Origin of the sequence: Blautia sp. MSJ-36, from assembly GCF_018917985.1 — a bacterium.
In the GTDB taxonomy this organism is placed as follows: Bacteria; Bacillota; Clostridia; order Lachnospirales; family Lachnospiraceae; genus Blautia_A.
In genome coordinates, this window is record NZ_JAHLPQ010000015.1 from 1 (window position 1) to 23,292 (window position 23,292).

20 protein-coding genes and 1 other RNA gene are annotated in these 23,292 nt (G+C 43.9%); 16 read left to right on the forward strand and 5 right to left on the reverse strand.

What is annotated here, in order from left to right; translation table 11 throughout:
- Positions 1 to 142: 142 nt before the first annotated feature.
- On the reverse strand, positions 143 to 922 hold the full coding sequence (sigG, locus tag KQI39_RS11040) for an RNA polymerase sporulation sigma factor SigG (protein ID WP_216418391.1): 780 nt from the start codon (positions 920 to 922) through the stop codon (positions 143 to 145).
- A 113-nt stretch (positions 923 to 1,035) separates the two neighbouring features.
- A complete protein-coding gene (locus KQI39_RS11045; protein ID WP_118063059.1) occupies positions 1,036 to 1,290 on the reverse strand; it encodes a YlmC/YmxH family sporulation protein in 255 nt (84 codons plus the stop codon).
- Between the two features lie 139 nt (positions 1,291 to 1,429).
- Between KQI39_RS11045 and nrdR the strand changes: the two genes are divergently transcribed.
- Positions 1,430 to 1,879, forward strand: a complete 450-nt coding sequence (gene nrdR, locus KQI39_RS11050) for a transcriptional regulator NrdR (protein WP_021976805.1) — start codon at positions 1,430 to 1,432, stop codon at positions 1,877 to 1,879.
- A 190-nt stretch (positions 1,880 to 2,069) separates the two neighbouring features.
- On the opposite strand, the gene gdhA is transcribed toward nrdR, so the two are convergent.
- Entirely contained in the window at positions 2,070 to 3,404 is a 1,335-nt protein-coding gene (gene gdhA / locus KQI39_RS11055) for an NADP-specific glutamate dehydrogenase (protein WP_173761932.1), read from the reverse strand.
- Positions 3,405 to 3,625: 221 nt separating this feature from the next.
- Here gdhA and KQI39_RS11060 point away from each other — a divergent pair, with 221 nt between their 5' ends.
- The 6 genes from KQI39_RS11060 (at position 3,626) to efp (ending at position 8,934) form a co-directional block, all read left to right on the forward strand.
- A complete protein-coding gene (locus KQI39_RS11060; protein WP_021976807.1) occupies positions 3,626 to 4,843 on the forward strand; it encodes an aminotransferase class I/II-fold pyridoxal phosphate-dependent enzyme in 1,218 nt (405 codons plus the stop codon).
- Between the two features lie 180 nt (positions 4,844 to 5,023).
- On the forward strand, positions 5,024 to 6,385 hold the full coding sequence (locus tag KQI39_RS11065; protein WP_148446687.1) for a citrate/2-methylcitrate synthase: 1,362 nt from the start codon (positions 5,024 to 5,026) through the stop codon (positions 6,383 to 6,385).
- Positions 6,386 to 6,400: 15 nt separating this feature from the next.
- Positions 6,401 to 7,267, forward strand: coding sequence for a patatin-like phospholipase family protein (locus KQI39_RS11070; RefSeq protein WP_216418393.1), 867 nt, complete (start codon positions 6,401 to 6,403; stop codon positions 7,265 to 7,267).
- Between the two features lie 10 nt (positions 7,268 to 7,277).
- Positions 7,278 to 7,784, forward strand: a complete 507-nt coding sequence (locus KQI39_RS11075; protein ID WP_148446683.1) for a YqeG family HAD IIIA-type phosphatase — start codon at positions 7,278 to 7,280, stop codon at positions 7,782 to 7,784.
- Positions 7,781 to 8,290 carry a shikimate kinase gene (locus KQI39_RS11080; protein ID WP_021976811.1) on the forward strand — a complete coding sequence of 170 codons (510 nt, stop codon included), beginning with the start codon at positions 7,781 to 7,783 and terminating at the stop codon, positions 8,288 to 8,290. Before KQI39_RS11075 ends, KQI39_RS11080 begins: the two co-directional genes overlap by 4 nt.
- A gap of 86 nt (positions 8,291 to 8,376) precedes the next feature.
- Positions 8,377 to 8,934, forward strand: a complete 558-nt coding sequence (efp, locus tag KQI39_RS11085) for an elongation factor P (RefSeq protein WP_021976812.1) — start codon at positions 8,377 to 8,379, stop codon at positions 8,932 to 8,934.
- 46 nt (positions 8,935 to 8,980) lie between these two features.
- Here the strand turns inward: efp and KQI39_RS11090 are convergent, their stop codons facing one another.
- Complete coding sequence (locus KQI39_RS11090) at positions 8,981 to 10,501, reverse strand: response regulator transcription factor (RefSeq protein ID WP_216418395.1); 1,521 nt, start codon at positions 10,499 to 10,501, stop codon at positions 8,981 to 8,983.
- 160 nt (positions 10,502 to 10,661) lie between these two features.
- On the opposite strand from KQI39_RS11090, the gene KQI39_RS11095 reads away from it, so the two are divergent.
- The gene (locus KQI39_RS11095; protein ID WP_148446677.1) at positions 10,662 to 12,977 is read left to right on the forward strand and encodes a glycoside hydrolase family 95 protein; all 2,316 of its coding nucleotides are present in this window, start codon (positions 10,662 to 10,664) and stop codon (positions 12,975 to 12,977) included.
- A gap of 31 nt (positions 12,978 to 13,008) precedes the next feature.
- Here KQI39_RS11095 and KQI39_RS11100 read toward each other — a convergent pair whose 3' ends face one another.
- On the reverse strand, positions 13,009 to 14,847 hold the full coding sequence (locus KQI39_RS11100) for a cache domain-containing sensor histidine kinase (RefSeq protein WP_216418397.1): 1,839 nt from the start codon (positions 14,845 to 14,847) through the stop codon (positions 13,009 to 13,011).
- A 206-nt stretch (positions 14,848 to 15,053) separates the two neighbouring features.
- Here KQI39_RS11100 and KQI39_RS11105 point away from each other — a divergent pair, with 206 nt between their 5' ends.
- From KQI39_RS11105 to gltX, 8 genes are all read left to right on the forward strand, one after another.
- The gene (locus KQI39_RS11105; protein ID WP_148446673.1) at positions 15,054 to 16,322 is read left to right on the forward strand and encodes an ABC transporter substrate-binding protein; all 1,269 of its coding nucleotides are present in this window, start codon (positions 15,054 to 15,056) and stop codon (positions 16,320 to 16,322) included.
- A gap of 76 nt (positions 16,323 to 16,398) precedes the next feature.
- Positions 16,399 to 17,268: a carbohydrate ABC transporter permease gene (locus KQI39_RS11110; protein ID WP_148446671.1), complete on the forward strand. Its 870-nt coding sequence runs from the start codon at positions 16,399 to 16,401 to the stop codon at positions 17,266 to 17,268.
- 1 nt (position 17,269) lies between these two features.
- The gene (locus tag KQI39_RS11115) at positions 17,270 to 18,091 is read left to right on the forward strand and encodes a carbohydrate ABC transporter permease (RefSeq protein ID WP_148446669.1); all 822 of its coding nucleotides are present in this window, start codon (positions 17,270 to 17,272) and stop codon (positions 18,089 to 18,091) included.
- Between the two features lie 29 nt (positions 18,092 to 18,120).
- Complete coding sequence (locus KQI39_RS11120) at positions 18,121 to 19,449, forward strand: alpha-L-fucosidase (protein ID WP_148446667.1); 1,329 nt, start codon at positions 18,121 to 18,123, stop codon at positions 19,447 to 19,449.
- A gap of 223 nt (positions 19,450 to 19,672) precedes the next feature.
- Positions 19,673 to 20,018: a transfer-messenger RNA gene (gene ssrA / locus KQI39_RS11125) on the forward strand.
- Between the two features lie 111 nt (positions 20,019 to 20,129).
- Positions 20,130 to 21,290, forward strand: coding sequence for an FtsW/RodA/SpoVE family cell cycle protein (locus KQI39_RS11130; RefSeq protein WP_173761937.1), 1,161 nt, complete (start codon positions 20,130 to 20,132; stop codon positions 21,288 to 21,290).
- Between the two features lie 141 nt (positions 21,291 to 21,431).
- Positions 21,432 to 21,665, forward strand: a complete 234-nt coding sequence (gene acpP, locus KQI39_RS11135) for an acyl carrier protein (RefSeq protein ID WP_021976814.1) — start codon at positions 21,432 to 21,434, stop codon at positions 21,663 to 21,665.
- 159 nt (positions 21,666 to 21,824) lie between these two features.
- Positions 21,825 to 23,279, forward strand: coding sequence for a glutamate--tRNA ligase (gltX, locus tag KQI39_RS11140; protein ID WP_148446663.1), 1,455 nt, complete (start codon positions 21,825 to 21,827; stop codon positions 23,277 to 23,279).
- The last annotated feature ends 13 nt before the right edge of the window (positions 23,280 to 23,292 follow it).

Genomic DNA, 23,292 nt, shown 5'->3' on the forward strand with positions numbered 1-23,292 from the left:
CTAGTCATAATTTATTATACCATGAATGGCAGGTTCTTCGGAGCCTGCTTTTTCATTTGAACACAAAAAAGGAGCCATTGCTCCATAGATGATTACTCATCTATTTTGCAACAGCCCCTTTTTGTTTGAAGATATTTATGAATCAATTTCTGAGATAATTTCGCATACTGCGAAGGGCATGTTTTTCCAGGCGACTGACCTGGGCCTGGGAAATGCCGATCTCATCGGCCACTTCCATCTGGGTTTTTCCTTCGTAGAAGCGGAGATCAATAATGTGTCGTTCCCGTTCTCCCAGCCGGTTCATGGCGTCCCGGAGAGAAATATCTTCCACCCAGTTTTCCTCCCGGTTCTTTTTGTCGCTGATCTGATCCATGACATAGAGAGTATCTCCTCCTTCGGAATACACCGGCTCAAAAAGGCTCACCGGGCTCTGGATCGCATCCATGGCATAGACGATCATTTCCTTGTCAATGCCGATCTCATCAGCGATCTCCGCGATGGTAGGCTCTTTGAGATGCTGCCGCATATAGTTTTCCCTGGTGTAGATGGTTTTGTAGGCGATATCCCGCAGAGAGCGGCTGACCCGTATGCTGTTGTTATCCCGGAGATATCTTCGGATCTCACCGACGATCATAGGAACTGCATAGGTAGAAAACTTTACCTGAAGGGTGGTATCAAAATTATCGATTGCTTTGATCAGGCCGATACAGCCGATCTGAAAAAGGTCATCTGGATTTTCACTGCTGTTCTGAAAACGGCGGATCACGCTTAAAACAAGCCGCAGATTGCCTTTGATGTACAATTCTCTGGCTTCTTCATCGCCAGCTTTGATTCTTTTGAAGAGCTCCTCTTTTTCTTCCTGGTTGAGAACAGGAAGCATTGAGGTATTTACTCCGCAGATTTCAACTTTATTCAGTGCCATCTTAGAATCCTCCTTGTCTTGTCAGTACATTAAGATGATTCTCAGAGGGCGGTTGAAATATACTTTTCCGGGGAAAATATAAAAAATAAAGGGCCTTGACAAATGTAGTCGGTTCAGTCTCCTCCCAGCCGTTTTTCATCACGGAAATCAACAAGGATGATATCTTCACCAATCTGGCGGATGCAGTCCCAGGGGATGATGCATTCACTTTCTCTTGAAAAACACCAGCAGAATTTCCCGGGTTCCGGCATGATCAGGGCTTTCAGCCGGGCGGTTTCACAGCAGAATTCCACATCAAGAGGACAGCCAAGGCTACGGCAGGTGTGGATATTGATCACTTCTTTCTGTTTCAGTTCGCAGATACGCATAAAATTCATCACCTGATATGATTTTATGGAAAATCTGTAAAATTTATGCAAGTCCGATTATTGACACATTATATGCATTTATTCTATAATAAAAACAAATTTAGTAATGATTTTTTGATCCGGAAAGGGGGAGAGTTCCGTGAGATGTCCGTTCTGTAACCAGGATAATACAAGAGTTGTAGATTCCAGACCTGTAGAGGATACCAATTCTATCCGCCGCCGCCGTCTCTGTGATGCCTGCGGAAAGCGTTTTACAACTTATGAGAAGGTGGAAACGATTCCACTGACTGTGATCAAGAAGGATCAGAACCGGGAGAGCTATAAACGTTCCAAGATCCAGGATGGTGTTCTTCGTGCCTGCTATAAACGCCCCATTCCCATTGAGAGAGTGGAAGAGATGATCGATTCCATAGAAGGGGATATTTTCCGGTCAGAAGATCGTGAGATCAGCAGCACCAAGATCGGAGAGATCGTCATGGAGCATCTGAAGGATCTGGATGCTGTGGCATATGTACGTTTTGCGTCTGTATACAGGGAATTTAAAGATGTCAGTACCTTTATGGACGAGCTGAAGAAACTGATCAACTAGAAAAATGAATGTTGAATATTTAAGACCGATTGTCAAAGGGCAGCCGGTCTTTTTTTGTACGATTTTTAATATGGATTTCAATTTATGAGTTATCACAGACAGTAAAGCAGGATATAAAAACAGGGACCGCATGGGAAAATTCCTCTGCGGTCCCTGTTATAACTTACGTTAATGATTCAGGAAACTTAAATTAAACAATACCCTGAGCTTTCATAGCGTCAACAACTTTTTCGAAGCCGGCGATGTTTGCACCTACAACATAGTTGTCTTCCATACCGTAACGTTTAGCAGCGTCATCAGCTTTGTGGAAGATGTCGATCATGATGTTGTGAAGTTTCTCATCAACCTCTTCTCTTGTCCAGGAAAGTCTCATGGAGTTCTGGCTCATCTCCAGTGCGGATGTGGCAACACCGCCAGCGTTTGCGGCTTTACCAGGCATGAAGAGAACACCGTTCTCCTGAAGGTATGTTGTTGCATCAAGAGTAGTAGGCATGTTAGCACCCTCAACGACATATTTGCAGCCGTTTGCAACCAGTGTTTTAGCTCCGTCAAGACCAAGCTCGTTCTGAGTAGCACATGGAAGATAGATATCACATTTGATGTTCCAGATGCCAAGTCCCTCTGTGTAAGTAGCACCCTCAACACGGTCAGCGTACTCTTTGATACGTCCACGTTTAACTTCTTTGATGTCTTTTACAACGTCAAGGTTGATTCCGTTCGGATCGTAGATATATCCGTTGGAGTCGTTCATTGCAACAACTTTGGCACCAAGCTGAGTAGCTTTCTCAACAGCGTAAATAGCTACGTTACCAGAACCTGTTACAACAATTGTTTTTCCTGCTACGGAGTCGTTGTGTGCTTTTGCGATCTCGTTGAGCATGTATACAACACCGTAACCAGTAGCCTCTGTACGGATCAGGGAACCGCCGAAGGAGAGGCCTTTACCTGTGAGGACACCCTCATAAAGACCACGGATTCTCTTGTACTGTCCGAAGAGATAACCGATCTCACGTCCGCCGACACCGATATCACCAGCCGGAACATCTGTATCTGCGCCGATATATTTGCAAAGCTCTGTCATAAAGCTCTGGCAGAATGCCATAACCTCTCTGTCAGATTTACCCTTAGGATCGAAGTTGGAGCCACCTTTTCCACCGCCGATCGGAAGGCCTGTAAGAGAGTTTTTGAAGATCTGCTCAAAACCAAGGAATTTCAGGATACCCTGATTTACAGAAGGATGGAATCTTAAGCCGCCCTTGTATGGTCCGATAGCACTGTTGAACTGAACACGGTATCCTTTGTTAACCTGTACAGTTCCGTTGTCATCGATCCACGGTACTTTGAAGGAGATGATTCTCTCTGGCTCTACAAGACGCTCAAGAATGGAAAGCTTACGATACTCTTCCTCATTTTTGTCAATTACGACTTTAAGGGAATCGAGAACTTCCTTAACTGCCTGATGGAATTCTGGCTCGCCAGGATTCTGTGCTACAACTCTTTCATAAACTTCTTCTGTGTAAGACATTGTTGTTTCCTCCTCATCACATATTAAATTGCATTGAAAACTAAATTCGAGTGCTATTATACATTAACATGCTAAAAAAGGGAAGTGCTAAATTAAATTTTTTTAAATTTTTATTTCTTGCGTTGAAAGCCCAAATGTGAGAAGATATAGAAATAGATATTTTTTGACTATGAAATTAAAATGGTTAAATAATAGTGAAAATTAGAAGAGGAGTGGTTTTTATGAGAACATTCGGGAAATCATCAAAGCTTGATAATGTATTATATGACGTACGTGGACCGGTTGTGGATGAGGCTGCCAGAATGGAAGAAGACGGGATGGAGATCCTGAAACTGAATATCGGTAACCCGTATCCGTTTGGATTTTCCGCACCGCAGGAAGTGATCCTGGATATGCTTAGTAATGTACGTACTTCGCAGGGATATTCCGATTCCAAGGGTATTTTTTCCGCAAGAAAGGCGATCATGCAGTATGCCCAGCTTCGTGGGATCCCGGGAGTTACCATTAATGATATTTATACTGGTAATGGTGTCAGTGAGCTGATCAATCTCTGTATGCAGGCACTTCTGGATAACGGGGATGAAATCCTGATCCCGGCTCCGGATTATCCGCTGTGGACGGCAACTGCAACACTGGCAGGTGGAAATGTGGTTCATTATATCTGTGATGAACAGTCTGACTGGTATCCGGATATCGAGGATATCAAGAGTAAGATCACACCAAGGACCAAAGCGATCGTTATCATCAATCCAAATAACCCGACAGGTGCCGTATATCCGAAGGAGATCCTGGAGCAGATCGCGGACATTGCAAGAGAGCATGAGCTGATCATCTTTTCCGATGAGATCTATGACCGCCTTGTTATGGATGGATACAAACATACTTCCATCGCTTCTCTTGCACCGGACGTATTCTGCGTGACATTTTCAGGACTGTCAAAGTCTCATATGATCGCAGGTTTCCGTATCGGATGGATGATCTTAAGCGGAGCCAAGAACAAGGCCAAAGGTTATATAGAAGGAATCAACATGCTTTCTTCCATGCGCCTTTGCTCCAATGTTCCGGCACAGTCGATTGTACAGACTGCACTGGGCGGATATCAGAGTGTCAATGAGTATATCCAGCCAGGCGGACGTGTTTACGAGCAGAGAGATTTTATCTATAAGGCTCTGAATGATATTCCGGGAATTTCCGCTGTAAAGCCGCGTGCGGCATTTTACATATTCCCGAAGATCGATACCGAGAAATTCAATATCTATAATGATGAGCAGTTTGCCCTGGATTTCCTTCATGACAAGCAGGTTCTCATCGTTCCGGGTAAAGGCTTTAACTGGAACCAGCCGGATCATTTCCGTATTGTTTATCTGCCGGATATCCGTCAGCTGGATAAGGCAATGAAGAAGATGAAAGAGTTCTTTGCTACATATAAGCAGGTCTGATCACCAATACAAATATTTTCGGCATAGACCAAAACGGAAAAAAATGCTATAATCATATCTGAAATATCCCGGTCATCAGGGCCGGGATATATGAAATAAGACCAGAATTGCTTGAGAGGGGAATGAGGAGGGACCGTTATCGGATAGCAATAAAACAGAAATCGAAAGGGGAAATAACGGATGAGCAAATTCAACATGAAAGTGACACCTGAGATTGAGAAACTTACGCAGATCTGTCGTGAGAATGATAAACTGGATCTGTCTTTATATGGCAAGTACGATGTCAAGCGAGGTTTGCGTGACCTTAATGGAAAGGGTGTCCTTGCGGGACTTACCCAGATTTCCAATGTCCAGGCAACCAAGATCGTGGATGGGAAAGAGGTTCCCTGTGCAGGTAAGCTTTCTTACCGGGGATATGATATCAAGGATCTGACAAAAGGCTTCATCAATGACCGGCGTTTTGGTTTTGAGGAAGTAACCTATCTGCTTCTTTTCGGAAAACTTCCGAATCAGGAAGAACTGAATGAATTTTCCGGGATTCTTGCGAATCAGCGCCAGCTGCCGCGGAATTTTGTAAGGGATGTCATTATGAAGGCGCCATCCAGAGATATTATGAATGCTCTGTCAAGAAGTGTGCTGACACTTTATTCCTACGACAAAGACCCGGATAATATTGAACTGGAGAATGTGCTCCGTCAGTGTATTAATCTGATCAGTGTTTTTCCGCTGTTATCTGTTTATGCGTATCAGGCCTATAATCATTATGAGAAAGGTAAGAGCCTTTATATCCATCAGCCGAAGAAGGAACTTTCCACAGCAGAAAATATTCTGCGCCTTTTAAGACCGGATAAGAAATACACGGCACTGGAGGCGGAGATTCTGGATATTGCCCTGATTCTTCACATGGAGCATGGCGGTGGTAACAACTCTACCTTTACTACACATGTGGTTTCTTCTTCCGGAACCGATACGTATTCCGCAATTGCGGCAGCCCTGGGTTCTCTGAAAGGCCCGAAACACGGTGGCGCCAACATCAAAGTTGTAAAAATGTTCAACGATATGCGTAAGCATGTGCATGATTACAGTGATGAAGAGGAAGTCAGTGTTTACCTTAAGAAACTTCTTCACAAAGAGGCCTTTGATAAACGTGGGCTGATCTATGGTATGGGACATGCGATCTATTCTGTTTCCGATCCACGTGCAGAAGTATTTAAGGGGTATGTGGAGCAGCTTGCAAGAGAAAAAGGCAGAATGAAGGATTATCAGCTGTATGCTACGGTAGAGCGCCTTGCGCCAAAGGTTATTGCAGAGGAGCGTAAGATCTATAAAGGTGTCAGTGCCAATGTGGACTTTTACAGTGGATTTGTTTACAGTATGCTGGATCTGCCCCTGGAACTCTACACACCGATGTTTGCCATTGCACGTATTGTAGGCTGGAGTGCACATCGTATGGAAGAGCTTATCAATGTGGATAAAATTATCCGTCCTGCATATAAGAATGTTCTTCCGGAAGCAGAGTATATTCCTCTTGGTGAGCGATAGGAAAGGCAATGGAAAATGACAGAATATAATGAGACAGCACTGGTACTGGAAGGCGGTGGAAACAGAGGTGTTTTTACTGCAGGAGTACTGGATTACCTGATGGAACAGAAAGTGGAATTCCCATATGTAGTGGGAGTATCAGCGGGCGCCTGCAATGCCATGGATTATGTATCCGGGCAGGTAGGGCGTACCAGAAGATGTATGATCGTGGAAAATAAGGAATACCGTTATATCAGTCTGAAAAATATTCTGGATAAGAAAAGTCTGTTTGACATGGATATGATCTTTGACAGGTATCCCAATGAGATTTTCCCATTTGATTTTGACGAGTACTTTAAATCGGATATTGAATGTGAGATGGTTGTGACGAACTGTCTTACAGGAGAAGCAGAGTATCTGTCCGAAAAGCAGGACAGACAGAGACTTATGGATATCTGCAGAGCGTCCAGCAGCATTCCGGGAATGAGCCCGATGGTAACGATAGACGGGCAGCTGTATCTGGATGGAGGGGCGGCAGATTCCATACCTCTTATCCATGCCATGAAAAAAGGCCACCGGAAAAATGTGGTCATTCTTACCAGAAATCAGGAATACCGTAAGAAAAAACCAGGTAAAAGCAAAGCCGTATATGTGGCTGCTTTTAAGAAGTATCCGAATCTTTTAAATACATTGCTCAACCGTTATCAGGTGTATAATAAGACCCTGGAACTGATTGAAAAATGGGAAAAAGAAGGTCATATTTTTGTGATCCGACCGGAAATCGAGACCGTTTCCCGTACGGAACAGAATGCGGAAGCATTAAGCGGATTTTACAAGCATGGGTATGAAGTAATGAAAGACCGTCTGGGTGAACTTTATGATTACCTGGAAAAAGAAAACTGAGGTGGAATAGATGTTCAGAAGTTTTTTTCCGGATGAATATCTGGATTCTGCGTATGTAATTGACTATGAGAAGCTTTACAGAGAAGGATACAGAGGGCTTCTTTTTGATATTGATAATACCATTGTCCCGCACGGTGCACCGGCAGATGAACGGGCAAGGAAACTGTTTGAAAAGCTGAGGGGGATCGGGTTTCGATACTGTTTTGTATCCAACAACCAGAAACCCCGCGTAGAGCCTTTTGCCAGGGCCGTAGAGGGAAATTTTATAGAAAATGCCCATAAACCGGCTGTGAAGAATTACAAAAAAGCCTGTCAGGTGATCCAGACAGAACCTGACCGGACAATTTTTGTGGGGGATCAGCTGTTTACGGATATTTACGGAGCGAAGCGGGCGGGGATCCGTACGATTCTTGTAAAACCGATTCATCCAAAAGAGGAAATTCAGATTGTGCTGAAACGCTATCTGGAAAAAATAGTACTATATTTTTACCAAAAAGAGGAGGGGAAGAATTCATGAACCATATTGTAATTATCGGCTTTATGGGTTCAGGAAAGACACGAGTTGGAAAGAGGCTGGCGAAGGACCTGGGACTTCCGTTTATTGACGTGGACAGACTGATCGTGAAGAAAATGAACATGTCGGTAAAGGAGGTATTTGAACGCTTTGGAGAGCCGTTTTATCGTGCACTGGAGACAATGGCAGTTAAAGAGCTGTCTACAGATGGTGAGCGTAAGGTAATCTCTGTCAGCGCTGGACTGCCTCTGCAGGAGCAGAACCAGAAATATCTTCAGAATATGGGGACGATCATCTATCTGAAGGGATCTGCGGCAACACTGATCAAACGTCTGGAAGGAAGCAACAATCCAACACTGGAGGGAGCTGAGAACAAAGAGGACAAGATCAAGAAACTTCTCAAGCAGAGAGATCCTGTTTATGAGAAGTTTGCAGACATTAAAGTTGTCACAGGAGTGAAGCCTTTTGACGAACTGATTGCAGAAATTGAAGAAAAATTAAAGGCTTAAATAAAAAAACAGTTGAAAAATGACAAAAGGTATTATAGAATAATCCATAGCGAAAAAGAACCGCATATATTAAGGAGGAAATATTTATGATTTCAGCAGGTGATTTCAAAAATGGTATCACACTTGAAATTGATGGAAACGTATGTCAGATCGTTGAATTCCAGCATGTAAAACCAGGAAAAGGCGCAGCCTTTGTAAGAACAAAATACAAAAACATTATCACAGGATCTGTAGTGGAGAAATCTTTCCGTCCTACAGAGAAATTCCCGGCTGCACGTATCGAGCGTGTAGATATGCAGTATCTGTATCAGGATGGTGATTTATACTACTTTATGAATACAGAGACATATGATCAGGTTGGTCTTACAAAAGATCAGGTTGGCGATTCTCTGAAATTCGTTAAAGATAACGAAATGGTTAAGGTTTGCTCTCATAACGGCGAGGTATTCGCAATCGAGCCTCCTCTTTTCGTAGAGCTTGAGGTTATTGAGACAGAGCCAGGATTTGCAGGAAATACAGCACAGGGTGCTACCAAACCGGCAACTGTTGAAACAGGTGCACAGGTTCAGGTTCCGCTGTTCGTAAACCAGGGCGATAAACTGAAAATCGATACAAGAACAGGAGAGTACCTCTCCCGTGTATAATGCGATACAATAAAAAAACCCGCGCAAGCGGGTTTTTTTAATACATTTAATCTTTTCTGAGATTTTTCAGAAACTGGCTGGGTGACATTCCTTCGTGGGATTTAAATACCCGGCTGAAATAAAAAGCATCGGAGAATCCTACCATTTCAGCCACATCTTTGGTGAGGATATCCGGGTTGTTCTGCATTAATGTCTTTGCCATTTTCAGGCGCAGTTCACTGATATATTTGCTGGGAGAGATCCCGAATTCTGATTTAAAAAGTGTGGAGATATATTTTTCATTGTAACCAAAAATATCCTGAAAGGATTTCGTTGTGATCTGCTGAGTGAAATTCCGGTCCAGATAGTTCCGTACCTGGCGTGCAAGAGAAGGGAGTTCTTCACCTGGTGTTTTGCTGTGGAAACCGCAGATCTTGTCAGTTTCATATTGAAGTTCCCGTTCCAGTTCTTCGTAAGAATAGCAGGTGGAAACGATCTCTGCAACATCAGGATAGACAATGTCCCTGTGGCAGTTCTGGATCACAGCAGAGATGTAGTACCTGAGATCAGCAGCCAGCTGGAATTGGGAGATATTTTTTCTGTTTTCCAGAGTGATCAGAGAATGGATCATATGGTAGAAACAATCCTGGTCAGAGCTGGAAGAAATCCCTGCACAAAGCTGCTTGACTTCCTGGGAAATAAGTATCTTCTGATCTGAAACGGAGCTGCAGATTTTTATGGAACTGCTTCCGAAACAGTTGTGGAACAGGGCAAAAAGGTATGTATCTTTGATAAGATCTGTTACAGAAGATCCGTCAGAGGCTCGTGCCAGGATAGTATTCAGCCAGATATCTGATTCCTGGTCTTCTGTGTTTGCGGATAATAAATGTTGGATCTTTTCTGCAAGGGATAAAAGATCCGGCTGATCGGAAGATGCATAGACCAGCGCATAAACCTGTTCGTTCTGGTGCCGTCCGTAGAGAAGATGAATGTAAACAGGGTATTCCTGCTCCAGCTGGAAAAGGATCTCCGGGGAAAGAGGACGGAACCTGGAATCGGGGATAGTTTCACCGTAAACACTGGAACACAGCGGGCCTTGAAAAACAAATACAAAAGAACAGTGAAAACCATTCATAAAATCAGGATCACCTGCGGAAAGTTTGTCACTTCGGACAGCACATTGCAGATATTCTTTCTGAAGCAGCCGGGTTTCGGATTTTTGCTGTTCCAGGCAGGAGAGAAGGATGTCATCCAGAGTTTTGAGGTCAATAGGTTTAAGCAGATAATCAGAGACGCCAAGATGGATGGCTTTTCTGGCATATTCAAAATCAGCATATCCGGTGAGGATCACAAAGCGGGTGTGAAGGTGGTTCCTCTGCACTTCTTCGATCATATCCAGTCCGTTCATCACAGGCATGGTAATGTCTGTGAAAACCAGTTCCGGTTTCAGTTCCAGAATTTTCTGAAGACCGTCCCTGCCGTTTTTGCAGATACCGGAAATCTGAAAATCCGGGTAATTTTTGGTGATGAGAAGAGAAAGCCCCCTGGCAATGGCCGGTTCATCTTCGATGATAAGTACGTGTATCATAATTTCTCCTTTATATGTGAAAGAAATTTTTTGCATATGTTCTAATTATAGCATGAATAGACCTGAAAACAAGAAAAAAGTCCATACGAAAGTCGCTTTTTCTCCATGTTGTATATACAGAAGGTATGATATGATAGGAAAAAAAACAGGGAGGAAGAATATGAACTGTTTATGGTATACAGAAGCAGCAAAAAGCTGGATCGAAGCATTGCCTCTTGGTAATGGCCGGATGGGAGCTATGATATCCGGTGAACCTTTTTGCGGACAGATCCAGATGAATGAGGAGAGTATTGTCTATGGAGGACCGCTTGACCGCATCAATCCGGACGCGGCGAAGTATTTCCCGGAAATCCGGAAACTGGTGCTGGAAGGAAAGATCCGGGAAGCTCAGAAACTGGAACTTTTTGCATTGTCTGGAACACCTCAGAGCGAACGGCCGTATCAGACCATGTGTGATGTGAATTACAGCATAGATCACGAAGAGGGAGAGATCCAGAATTACAGAAGAGAGCTGGATCTGGAAAAAGGTGTTGCAAGTACTTCGTTTGTACATAATGGAGCACAGTACAGAATGCGATGTCTGATCTCTGAAAAAGAAGATTTGATGGCAGCGGAGTTTTCCACAGACAGAGAAGAAGGTCTTGCCATGTCTGTTCTGATAACAAGGGGACGATTTTACAACTGTGCAGGAAAAGCCGGTGAGGACAGTATTTATATTGATGGAGATCTGGGAAAGGGTGGAAGTGAATTCTGCATTCAGGCCCGCGCGGTGTCAGAAGGCGGAAGTGTACAGGTGATCGGAGAACACCTGGTGATCCAAAATGCTTCCAGGGTGATTTTTTATGTAAACGGAGTGACTACTTTCCCTTACCGAAAAAAGAAGGTCGAGGATCCATACAGCTACCTCAAAGAACAGCTGGCTTCTTACACAGCAGAGGATTTTGACCGAATACTGGCAGAACATGTGGAGCAACACAGCAAGGTGTTTGACCGTTCTGTTCTGAAACTGAAAGAGGATGAAGGTCTGTCCGGACTTCCAACAGATCAACGCCTGAAACGACTCCGGGAAGGTAAAAAAGACAAAGGGCTGGCAGCTCTTTATTATGGATACGGAAGATATCTTCTTATGGCGAGCAGCCGCCCGGGAGGACTTCCTGCCAATCTTCAGGGAATCTGGTGTGAGAAGCTGGAGCCTACCTGGGATTCCAAATATACCATCAATATCAACACAGAAATGAATTACTGGCCAGCAGAGATCTGTAATCTTTCCATGTGTCATGAGCCGCTTTTTGACCTGCTGGAACGAATGGTGGAGAATGGAAAGAAAACAGCGAGGGAAATGTATGGATGCAGAGGTTTTGTGGCACATCATAACACAGATATCTGGGCAGACACAGCACCGCAGGATCTGGCACTGGCAGCGTCATACTGGGTAATGGGCGGCGCATGGCTGGCAGCACATATCTGGAAGCATTACCGCTATACCATGGACCAGGCTTTTCTGGAGAGGATGATGCCGGTTCTGGAAGAGTGCGTGTTGTTTTTTAAAGATTTCATGATCGAAGATCAGGGTGAAATGGTGGTGTGTCCTTCTGTTTCTCCGGAGAATACCTATTATCAGGCAGATGGAACAACGGGAAGTGCCTGCGCAGGCTGTACCATGGATACCGGAATCCTGAGAGATATTTTTCATGCCTATCTGGAAGGAAACAGGATCCTTGGGAAAAAAGCATCTCAGGAAGACTGGGTGCATGAAACTCTTGATAAGCTCCCTTTGTACAAGGTTGGAAAATACGGTCAGCTGTTGGAATGGAGAGAAGATTATGAGGAGTGGGAACTTGGGCACAGACATTTTTCGCATTTATATCCCCTGTTTCCGGCAAACCAGATTAATGAATATGAGAATCCGGAGCTGGTAAAAGCATGTGAGAAATCTCTGGAGAGACGAATGAAATTTGGTGGCGGTCACACAGGCTGGAGCTGTGCATGGCTGATCAATCTGTATGCAAGACTTCAAAATGGAGATAAAGCAGAGGAATATATCGATTATCTTCTCAATAAACTGACAGCACCGAATATGTTTGATCTGCATCCGCCACTTGAGCGGATTTCAGGTATTCCGTGGGTATTCCAGATAGACGGAAATTTCGGCGGAGCGTGCGGAATTGCCCAGGTGCTGCTCCAGAGCCATCTGGATGAGATATTCCTGCTTCCGGCTCTTCCGAAAAACTGGCAGGAGGGAAGCGTCACAGGTATTTGTGCAGAAGGCGGTTTTGAGGTGGATATGACCTGGGAAAAGGGCAGATTTTCTCATGGGTGGCTTCTTTCGAAACATGGGGAAAAAGCAGTTCTCAGATGCAGAGAGGAACTGGAGATATCCAAAGATGGAATAAAAGTTCCTGTGATCATAGATGAAAAAGAAAGATACGTATTTGATACAGAGAAAGACGCGATCTATCAGATCAGGAGTAAATAAAGTTTAAGGAAAAAAGCCGGAGGCTTCCCTGTCAGGAAGTGCTCCGGCTGAATAATTTTTCGGGCTTTAACGGGCCGCCGATGGTGACGGTCGTAAGGTTGTCAGAATCATTTCTGGAAACATGGAAATATTCTTCGCCGCGGTAATAAATATGAAAACGGAGAATGGTATTTTCCAGGCCATAGCCCTGATGGCGAAAGGTGTTTTCGTAATCCATATCCTGGTTTCCGGTAAAGGTGAAGCCGGAGAGTTTCTGGTGAAGAGCAGTAAGCTTTTCTTCAGGAAACGGAGCTCCGTTGTTGGAGATGGACAGATACCACCGGGTGTCGTCACAGTGGGAACGTATGGAAATCTTCCAGGGAGGAGGAATCTCCACGCCGGCCTGGTGGAAGCCATGCTGAAAACAGTTTTCAATAAGAGGCTGAAGAATCAGCTTTGGCACAGTAATGGAATTCAGGGACTCATCAAGCTGCCATTCGTATTCCAGATCGTCTTCGTAGCGTATCTTCATAATATAGAGGTAATGTCTTGCATTGTCGATCTCTTGGGACAAAATAACGGACTGCCCTGTGTAGGAGAGGGAATAGCGAAGAAGCTGGGAAAGCTCTGTGCACATGTTGGAAACATCCATATTTCCAGAGGCCAGCCCTGTCATTCCGATGACAGAAAGAGTATTGTACAGAAAATGCGGGTTCAGCTGCGCTTCCATGGCGTCATAGTGGGCAATCAATGTCCGTTTCCGTTGTTCTGTAAGACGCTGGTTCTGGTCGTAAATTTCAGAAAGATATCCCTGGATCGCATTGGTGAGAAAGATGATCTCATTATCGCTGCTTCCGGGAATAGCAGAAATATTTTCCCCGGGATCAAGAACTGTCAGCTTATCTGTCAGCTGTCGAAGTGGCTGTGTGAGGTTTCGCGTCAGTACCATAAGGAAGGTGGACATAATTATGAACATGATTACAAAAAGCAATGTGCTGATTATGAGAAGCCGTTTTATGGAGGCTGCAAATATGGAAGAATTCTCACTGAGGATCACCGTCCATCCGGTCTTATCGGAAAGGTGATAGCTGGAAACAGAAAGATTTCCGTAGGAAAAGCTGCCACTGTCAGGAGAAATCTCGGAAGCGGAACGCCAGCTGGCCAGAAAAGTCCTGCGGTTCAGTGAGGATGCACTTGTGTAAACCAGATTATCAGCATCATCCAGAATGGTGATATCATAATCTTCAGGAGTATCAAAACCGGAGAGAAGTTGTCTGGTCAGGGTATCCATATCAAAATCAGCAATAAGAAGTCCGTACTGATGATAAATATCCCGCATGGAACGTACAACAGAAATTACAGTTCGGTTGTTTTTCCAGTAATCCTTGTGAGGAGGGACATATAAAACATAATTAATGTTATCCATAACGTCTGTAAGATAGGGATTGTTCTCCAGAACGGTTTTTTTTGTATAACTGGTACCGTTTGGGGAAGAAGTTCCCAGATGGTCGTAATATTTGCTGACATAATTAAGGGATATATCCAGGTCTGAAGACATCAAGGTAGTGCGGAACCGGTCCTGAAAAGCAGATCTGGCTGTGATATGGGTAGGCAGGTAGTTGTTTTCGCCCTCAGGGATATTTCTGGCAGTATCAAGGAGTGAGGCGTTTAGCTGCAGCTCTTTCAGCGTATTATCTGCATCATTGAGAAGGGTGTCCAGATTGTTCTGTATCATGGATGCACTGCCGCTTAATGTACTGCGCATGTTCTCCCGCAGGGAATTTGCCGAATAATAATAGAAAAACAGCGAAAAACCGACAAGCAGAAGGGAGTTTAGCAGGATGCAGGAAATGAACAGCTTTTTTTGAAAAGAAAATTCATGGAATTTCATGATCGTTCCTCCGGAAGATTTCTTGTATCTATTTTATATGAACAGCGAAAAAGAAACAAGGAAAATTGTACAAATAGATGGAAGAATGTAAAAAAGGAAAAAAGTACATGTTGGATTAAACAAAAGTCCATGGATTTTCCGAAGGCAGTTTTATATAATATGACCATATTAAGAACGGAAAAACAAACAAAGGGAGGAAATTTACAATGAAGAAAAAAATGTTTGCAGCACTTATGGCAGCGTGCATGACGGTATCTGTATTCGGGAGCGTGGTAACCGCCAGCGCAGCAGATGGAGTAACACTGACACTTTACGGAAATGCAGATGACCTTGCAAAACCGTACATGCAGAAGATCATTTCTCTGTGGGAAGAGTCTTCCGGAAACAAGATTGACCAGCAGGGTCTTGATACAGATAATGCAGAGACCATTGCACTGACAAAATTTACAACAGGTGATATCCCGGATCTTTACATTCATTTCGGAAACAGCAACCTGAAAAACTTTAATCCGGAAGAGAATTTTGTAGACTGGTCCGATGCTGACTGGGTGTCCGATATTCAGGACTCAGTTCTTCCACAGGCAACCTACAATGACAAAGTGATCGGACTTCCGTTCTGGGAAGCATCCAACTCCGGCTGCTTCTATAACACAAAGATCTTCGAGGAACTGGGAATTGAGCAGCCTACAACACAGGAAGAATTCAATGCAGCCTGTGATACACTTCTGGAGAACGGAGTACAGCCGATTTACCTTGCAGCAGCTGATGCATGGCCAATCCTTTATCAGTTCGCACTGGATCCTGTACTTGAGGAGCATCCGGAATATATCGAAAAACTGAATGCAGGAGAAATGTCCTACGCAGATATCCCGGAATTCACAGATATGTGTACCTGGTTTAAAGAAGCAGCAGATAAAGGATACTTTGGAAAGAACTTTGCATCTGATACATGGGATTACACAAGTGAGGTTCTTGGAACAGGTGAAGCTGCAATGCTCTTCTGCTGGGATACCTGGTTTGACACAGATTATGACAGTGAATCTTATGATTATGTAGGTGATGATTTCGGAATCATGCCTGTATTTATGGGAACCTGCGATGAGGGAACCTATGAAGGCGGAAATGTAAACCTGATGCTTGTAAACAAAAATGGTGATAATGTAGAGGCTGCCAGCGATTTCGTAAACTTTATGGCAGATCCGGAGAATTACAACCAGGCATTTGATGGTGTTTCCACAGCAGCAGTATTCAAACAGGAGACAACCAATGTAAATTCCACTCAGTATGATGGAAACAAAGACAGCGTAGATAAACTGATCCGTGCATCTTCCGCACAGCCGAAGATCGTTGGTTTCAACCAGCAGGAAGGTGGCAAGGCTCTGCTTCAGCTTATGAACGGAGACATCAGCGTAGAAGAATGTGTAAAACTGATCGATGATGACAGAGTTGCAACACTTGAGTCTTTTGCCCAGTAAATAAACATCCGTTTTAAAGATGGTTTCAGGTTTGAGGGTAAAACTTCAAACCTGAAATTGTTTAAGGAGGAAATTCATGAATCGAAAAAAAATATATCCGCTGTATCTGGCACTGATCCCTGCTGTGGTATTTTTTATCTTCTTTATTGTACCGTCCACTGTGGGTTATTACTATGCATTTACCAACTGGAGTGCAGCCAGAACAACCAATCTGAAATTTGTGGGATTTGAAAATATCATGTCAGTTCTTACGAGTACGAAAGTGCCGGTAGCCTTTGTAAATACCCTGATCTACGCAGGCGTAAAAACCATTACCGTAACACTTCTGGGCTTTGTATTTGCCTATATCCTGAACCGTGAGATCAAAACACGGACTGCTCTGAGAACGGTTTATTTTATCCCGTCTATCTTTTCCTGCCTTGTTGTAGGCCTTATCTTCAGTGCTGTATTCCAGACACGTCACGGTACGATCAATAATATCCTGAACCTTATGGGAATTGCAAATATACAGTGGCTGGGAAAACGAGGCACAGCAGTTTTTGCTATCTGCGTAGCTGAGGTATGGAGAAATGTGGGATATGCGATCATCATCACACTTGCGGGTCTGCAGTCAGTTTCTTCTGATTATCTGGAGGCAGGTAAGCTTGACGGTGCATCTGAGTGGCAGCTTTTCCGCCATATCACACTTCCGCTGATCATGCCTACTGTAAACGTTAATATTCTGTTCAGTCTGATTTATGGATTGAAAATGTTCGATCTGATTTACGTTATGACAGGCGGCGGCCCAGGAAATGCGACTGAGAGTTTCGGAACGCTGATGATGAATGAAATGTCTGCAGGACGTTATTCACAATCTGTAGCTGTCAACCTTGTATTCACAGTGCTTCTGGTCATTGTTTCAGTTGTATATCAGAAGTTTTCATCAAGATGGGAGACGGTGTTATAATATGAATAAGAAAAAAACTAGGATCAATCTGATACTGGAGATCATTCTCTGGCTTGTGAGCATCGTGACGATCTATCCGATGCTGATGGTGCTTCTCACTTCCTTTAAAAACAAAGGCGAAGCTGCTTATATGAATATCAGCCTGCCAAGTGAGTGGCATCCGGAAAACTACATAACAGTTCTGGAAAAAGATTTTATGCGTTCTCTCGGGAACAGTGTGTTTATCACCTTTATATCAGTGGCACTGATCGTTTCTCTTTCTGCATTCTTAAGCTTTATCATTGTACGAAGAGATACAAAAGGATGCAGGATCGGGTATAAGATCATCACTCTTGGAATCATTGCACCTTTTGCTGCACTTCCAACTATCCAGCTGATGCAGAAAATGGGAATTTACGGATCAAGAATCGGTCTCTGTCTTGTATATTCTTCTCTGTACATGCCGTTTACAACAATGATGTTCAGCGGATTTATTAAAGGAATCCCGAAAGAACTGGATGAGGCAGCAGTTATGGACGGTGCGGTAGGCGGAAGACTGTTCTGCACAGTGATCATGCCGCTTCTGAAACCGGTTCTTGCAACAACAGGCGTTCTGAATTTTATGTGGGTATGGAATGAGCTTCAGATTCCGATGTATCTTCTGAATTCTTCTTCCAAGTGGACGCTGCCTCTTTCTGTATACAATTTCTACGGACAGTTCAGCAGAAGCTGGAATCTTGTATGCGCAGACGTTGTACTGGTTTCTTTGCCGGTAATCCTGGTATACATTTTTGCACAGAAATGGGTGATCGCAGGTATGACAGCCGGTGCTGTAAAGGGCTGATGCGGATAATATCAAGGAGGATATGAAAAATGTCAAAAAAATATACAGGAACATGGAATTCTGTAAATGAGCATGAGGTACCGAAATGGTATGACGGCTGTAAATTCGGAATTTTTATCCACTGGGGAATCTATTCAGTTCCTGCCTTCGCGCCAAGAACATGGGAGCTTGGTGCGGTGGAGACCAATGAAGAATGGTTCTGCAACAATCCTTATGCGGAGTGGTATTATAATTCCATAAATGTTGGAAAAGGACCTTCTTATGAACATCACATTGAGAAATACGGCAAGGATTTTTCTTATGAAGATTTCCTGCCAATGTGGAAGGCTGAGAACTGGCAGCCACAGAAGTGGGCAGAACTTTTCCGCAAATCAGGGGCAAAATATGTTGTGCTGACAACGAAGCATCATGATGGTTTCTGCCTGTATCCCAGTGAATATACAGATTTCAACTGTGAAGAACTTGGTCCGAAGAGAGATATCACAGGAGAGCTGACAGATGCTGTGCGCAGTGAAGGTCTGAAAATGGGACTTTATTATTCAGGGCTGATCGACTGGCAGTTTGCCAATGATCCGATTTTCAAGGAAGAGGACAATTTCGGAAATGCCTGCCCGACTTTTGAGTATGCAGACTATTCTTACAACCAGATGAAAGAGCTGGTAGACAAATATCACCCGTCCGTATTCTGGAATGATATTGGATGGCCAAAGCAGAGTGAGCATATGATGCCGTATTTCCTGGCACATTATTATAATGTGGTGGAGGAAGGCGTGGTCAATGACCGGTTTAATGGACTGTATCATGACTTCAGCACAAAAGAATACAAACAGGGCGAAGCTAATCGCAAGGAAAAGTGGGAAATGTGCCGCGGTATGGGACTTTCTTTCGGATACAATGAAAATGAAGGAGATGATCAGCTGATCAGTGTTCCGGATCTGATTCATCTTCTGGTTGCAACAGTATCTGATAACGGAAACCTGCTTCTCAATATCGGCCCGAAACCAGACGGAACTATTCCGGCTGAGCAGGAAAAACGTCTTCTTGCGCTTGGAAAATGGCTGGAGATCAACGGAGAAGGTATTTATGATACCAGTTGTTCCGCACATCTTCCGGAAACAGCAGGAGATGGTGTACAGCTGTTTTTTACAGCAAAAGAAAAAGATCTTTATGTATTTATAGAGGGACTTTCCCAGGAAGAGAATACAGTGCTGATTCCGGGCGTAAAAGGAAGTGCAGAGACACTGGATTCAACACTTAATGTACAGTGCGAAGAGACAAAAGAGGGAATGAAGGTCCGTATTAACGGATATGACAAAGAGAAACATATCATCTGTCTGAAAGTAAAAGACGGCGAATGAATATGATGCAGAGCATATAAGGCTGACAGTTTCAGACTTGGGTTCCAGGCTGTGAGGGTAAGAAAAACCGTGCACAGCCCGGAACCTTTTTTGCAAATATCCTTGACACGAAAAAACATTCTGGTATAATTAAATCCAGTCAAAAAACAACTGGCTTAGAGTTCGTCTGTCCACCAGAGATGACTTGAAGAGAATGAAGTCATCAGAAGTCTTTTTTATACAAGGGCTTGTACTGGTTTCGACGGGGGCTTTGAAGTTAGGGAAGCCATCCGCAGACTCCTGGACTGCGTACCAACCGGGAACTAAATATAAACGCAGACGAAAAGTTAGCGTTAGCAGCCTAAGCTGCTCGTCAGCCCCGTTGCACTCACACATCGGGAATCTGGCGTCGACCATGTGAGAAACCTTGCCGGGTAAGCTTTGCCCCGGTAGATGTATTATGAAGCTACTGAAGCAGTAAGCCTGTCGGTGGGCGTGCTGCCGAGGGAATGTTAAATCAGCGACTGTGATGGGAGATGCCTTAAGGGATAGGCTTTCGGACAGGGGTTCGATTCCCCTCAGGTCCATTTATGGAACGTCCCGGAAAGACAGCATTTATGCGGCTTTCCGGGAATTTTTTTTACTTTCTTTTTTACGATATCAGAAATTTCTTCGCAGATACAGAAAGCGATGGTGATAAAATGAAAAATCCTCTGCTCAATTTAAAAAAGCAGAATACAAAATCGGATTACTATGATTATAATCTTGTTGCTGTTATTGTGCTTCTGGTATGTTTTGGACTGGTGATGCTGTACAGTACCAGTTCTTATATGGCAGAAGTGAATTACGGCAATGATATGTTTTATTTTAAGAAACAGGCACTGATCAGTGCTGCATGTCTGATCGGAGCGCTGTTTATTTCAAAAATACTGGATTATCATATCCTTCTTCCTTTTACAACCGCACTGTATGTAGCTTCGCTGATCCTTATGGGCCTGGTTCGTACTCCGCTGGGACGTTCTTCTCATGGTGCAACCAGATGGCTGTATATCGGACCGATTAACTTTCAGCCTGCCGAGGTGGCCAAAATTGCGGTCATCATCATGATGGCCTACATGATCGGGAAGATGGGACGAAAGGTAAAAACCCTGAAAAGTTGTATGATTCTGGGCCTTCCGGGAGCAGGACTTGCGCTGGCTGCATATGTGCTTACCGATAACTTAAGTACCGCCATGATCATTCTGGGAATTACGGTGGGAATGGTGTTTGTGGCACATCCGAAAATGCGCCCCTTTATCATTATAGGAATCGTCGGTATCGTTTTGATCGTGATTGGGGTGCTGTTTCTGGTTGCGACAACCAAGAGCAGTAACAGCTTCCGTATTATGCGAGTACTGGTATGGCTTCAGCCTGAGAAATATTCCGATGAAGGCGGATATCAGACGTTACAGGCACTGTATGCGATCGGCTCCGGTGGCTTTTTCGGAAGGGGACTTGGAAACAGTATCCAGAAACTGGGAAGCGTTCCTGAGGCTCAGAACGATATGATCTTTTCCATTATCTGTGAGGAACTTGGGATTTTCGGAGGTATTTTTGTGTTGATCCTGTTCGGGTATCTTCTGTACAGACTGTTCTTTATTGCACAGAATGCCCCGGATCTGTTCGGCTCTCTGATCGTTACGGGAATTTTTATACATATTGCACTTCAGGTAATCTTAAACATTGCCGTTGTGCTGAATCTGATGCCGAATACAGGTGTTACATTGCCCTTTATCAGCTACGGAGGAACATCGATCGTATTCCTGATGTCGGAGATGGCAATTGCCCTCAGTGTGGCCCGTCAGATAAAATTTCAAGAGTAAAATAGTTTTAAAATCAAAATATTTTTGCTCTGGAGCCATTTTTTGGGAAAATCCTCTTGACAACTGTTTTTGCAGACTATATACTTTGCTCAAAAAGAGGAAACAGATTCGATCTGTAACGATTAAAGGAGAAAATAAGACATGTTAGAAAAAATGAAAGAAATGCTTGCAGAGCAGTTAAATTGTGAGGCGTCTATAATTACACCGGAGACATCTTTTAAGGATGATCTTGGAGCAGATTCTCTTGATCTGTTTGAGCTGGTTATGGCTCTTGAGGATGAGTACAACGTTGAGATCCCGGCAGAGGAGCTTACAGATCTGAATACAGTCGGAGACGTAATCGAGTACCTTAAAAACAAAGGCGTGGAAGCATAAGCAGGAATTAAGAGATCCTCTGGGACAATGGTGTCTCAGGGGATTTTTCTGTGTACAGGGAAGACGGGGGGATTCCGTCGGAAAACCTATGGACATTTTGAAGGATTTAGGTATATAATATCACTTATAATGAGAAACAACAAAACGAGGAGAAAAGAAATGACAAAGATCAGAACAAGATTTGCACCGAGTCCTACAGGAAGAATGCATGTGGGTAACTTAAGAACAGCTCTTTATGCTTATTTGATCACAAAACATGAAGGCGGAGATTTTATCCTCCGTATTGAAGATACAGACCAGGAACGTTATGTGGAGGGAGCAGTAGATATCATTTACCGTACCCTTGAGAAAACCGGACTTCTCCATGATGAGGGACCGGATAAAGACGGCGGTTTCGGTCCGTATGTACAGAGCGAGCGTCAGGCAACCGGTATGTACCTGAAATATGCGAAACAGCTTATCGAGCAGGGAGATGCATACTACTGCTTCTGTGGCAAGGAAGAGCTGGAGAGCATGAAACGTACAGTTGCAGGTAAGGAGATCTCCATCTACGACAAGAGATGTCTTCACCTTTCCAAAGAAGAGGTTCAGCGCCGTCTGGATGCAGGTGAGCCTCATGTTATCCGTTTCAATATGCCGACAGAGGGAACTACAACATTCCACGATGTTATTTACGGCGATATCACAGTCAACAATGAGGAGATGGAAGATCTGATCCTGATTAAATCCGACGGATATCCCACATACAACTTCGCAAACGTTATTGATGACCATCTTATGGGAATCACACATGTGGTAAGAGGTAATGAGTATCTTTCCTCTTCACCGAAATACAACCGTATTTACGAAGCATTCGGATGGGATATTCCGACCTATGTTCACTGTCCGCTGATCACAGATGAGACACATCAGAAACTTTCCAAGAGATGTGGCCATTCTTCCTATGAGGATCTGATCGACCAGGGATTCGTTACAGAGGCAGTGATCAACTATGTTGCACTCCTTGGATGGAGCCCGGCAGATAACCGTGAGATCTTTACACTTCCGGAACTTGTGGAAGCATTTGACTATCACCATATCAACAAATCACCGGCAGTTTTCGATATTGCCAAGCTGAAATGGATGAATGGTGAGTACATCAAGAAGATGGATCCGGATGCATTCTATGAGAGAGCACTTCCATATCTGAAAGAAGTACTGAAGAAAGACTTTGATCTCAGGAAGATCGCAGGTATGGTTCAGACCAGAATCGAAGTATTCCCGGATATTCCGGACCTTGTAGACTTCTTTGAGGAAGTTCCGGAGTATGACAGTGCAATGTACCGTCACAAAAAAATGAAAACAACAGAGGAGACTTCCCTTGCAGTTCTCAAAGAAGTACTTCCTGTACTGGAAGCACAGGAGGATTACACCAACGATCCGCTGTATGCATCTTTAAGTGCTTTTGTAAAGGAGCATGGCTATAAGAACGGTTATGTAATGTGGCCGCTTCGTACAGCAGTATCCGGCAAGCAGATGACACCGGCCGGTGCAACAGAGATCATGGAAATCATTGGCAAGGACGAGACACTGAAACGTGTACATGCGGCAATCGAAAAACTTGAGCGCGAATAAGTGCGTGGTCAAT

Coding starts and splice junctions, on each gene's coding strand:
- sigG (WP_216418391.1), bottom strand. CDS start 922: ATGGCACTGAATAAAGTTGAAATCTGCGGAGTAAATACCTCAATGCTT.
- KQI39_RS11045 (WP_118063059.1), bottom strand. CDS start 1,290: ATGCGTATCTGCGAACTGAAACAGAAAGAAGTGATCAATATCCACACC.
- gdhA (WP_173761932.1), bottom strand. CDS start 3,404: ATGTCTTACACAGAAGAAGTTTATGAAAGAGTTGTAGCACAGAATCCT.
- KQI39_RS11060 (WP_021976807.1), top strand. CDS start 3,626: ATGAGAACATTCGGGAAATCATCAAAGCTTGATAATGTATTATATGAC.
- KQI39_RS11065 (WP_148446687.1), top strand. CDS start 5,024: ATGAGCAAATTCAACATGAAAGTGACACCTGAGATTGAGAAACTTACG.
- KQI39_RS11070 (WP_216418393.1), top strand. CDS start 6,401: ATGACAGAATATAATGAGACAGCACTGGTACTGGAAGGCGGTGGAAAC.
- KQI39_RS11075 (WP_148446683.1), top strand. CDS start 7,278: ATGTTCAGAAGTTTTTTTCCGGATGAATATCTGGATTCTGCGTATGTA.
- KQI39_RS11080 (WP_021976811.1), top strand. CDS start 7,781: ATGAACCATATTGTAATTATCGGCTTTATGGGTTCAGGAAAGACACGA.
- efp (WP_021976812.1), top strand. CDS start 8,377: ATGATTTCAGCAGGTGATTTCAAAAATGGTATCACACTTGAAATTGAT.
- KQI39_RS11090 (WP_216418395.1), bottom strand. CDS start 10,501: ATGATACACGTACTTATCATCGAAGATGAACCGGCCATTGCCAGGGGG.
- KQI39_RS11095 (WP_148446677.1), top strand. CDS start 10,662: ATGAACTGTTTATGGTATACAGAAGCAGCAAAAAGCTGGATCGAAGCA.
- KQI39_RS11100 (WP_216418397.1), bottom strand. CDS start 14,847: ATGAAATTCCATGAATTTTCTTTTCAAAAAAAGCTGTTCATTTCCTGC.
- KQI39_RS11105 (WP_148446673.1), top strand. CDS start 15,054: ATGAAGAAAAAAATGTTTGCAGCACTTATGGCAGCGTGCATGACGGTA.
- KQI39_RS11110 (WP_148446671.1), top strand. CDS start 16,399: ATGAATCGAAAAAAAATATATCCGCTGTATCTGGCACTGATCCCTGCT.
- KQI39_RS11115 (WP_148446669.1), top strand. CDS start 17,270: ATGAATAAGAAAAAAACTAGGATCAATCTGATACTGGAGATCATTCTC.
- KQI39_RS11120 (WP_148446667.1), top strand. CDS start 18,121: ATGTCAAAAAAATATACAGGAACATGGAATTCTGTAAATGAGCATGAG.
- KQI39_RS11130 (WP_173761937.1), top strand. CDS start 20,130: ATGAAAAATCCTCTGCTCAATTTAAAAAAGCAGAATACAAAATCGGAT.
- acpP (WP_021976814.1), top strand. CDS start 21,432: ATGTTAGAAAAAATGAAAGAAATGCTTGCAGAGCAGTTAAATTGTGAG.
- gltX (WP_148446663.1), top strand. CDS start 21,825: ATGACAAAGATCAGAACAAGATTTGCACCGAGTCCTACAGGAAGAATG.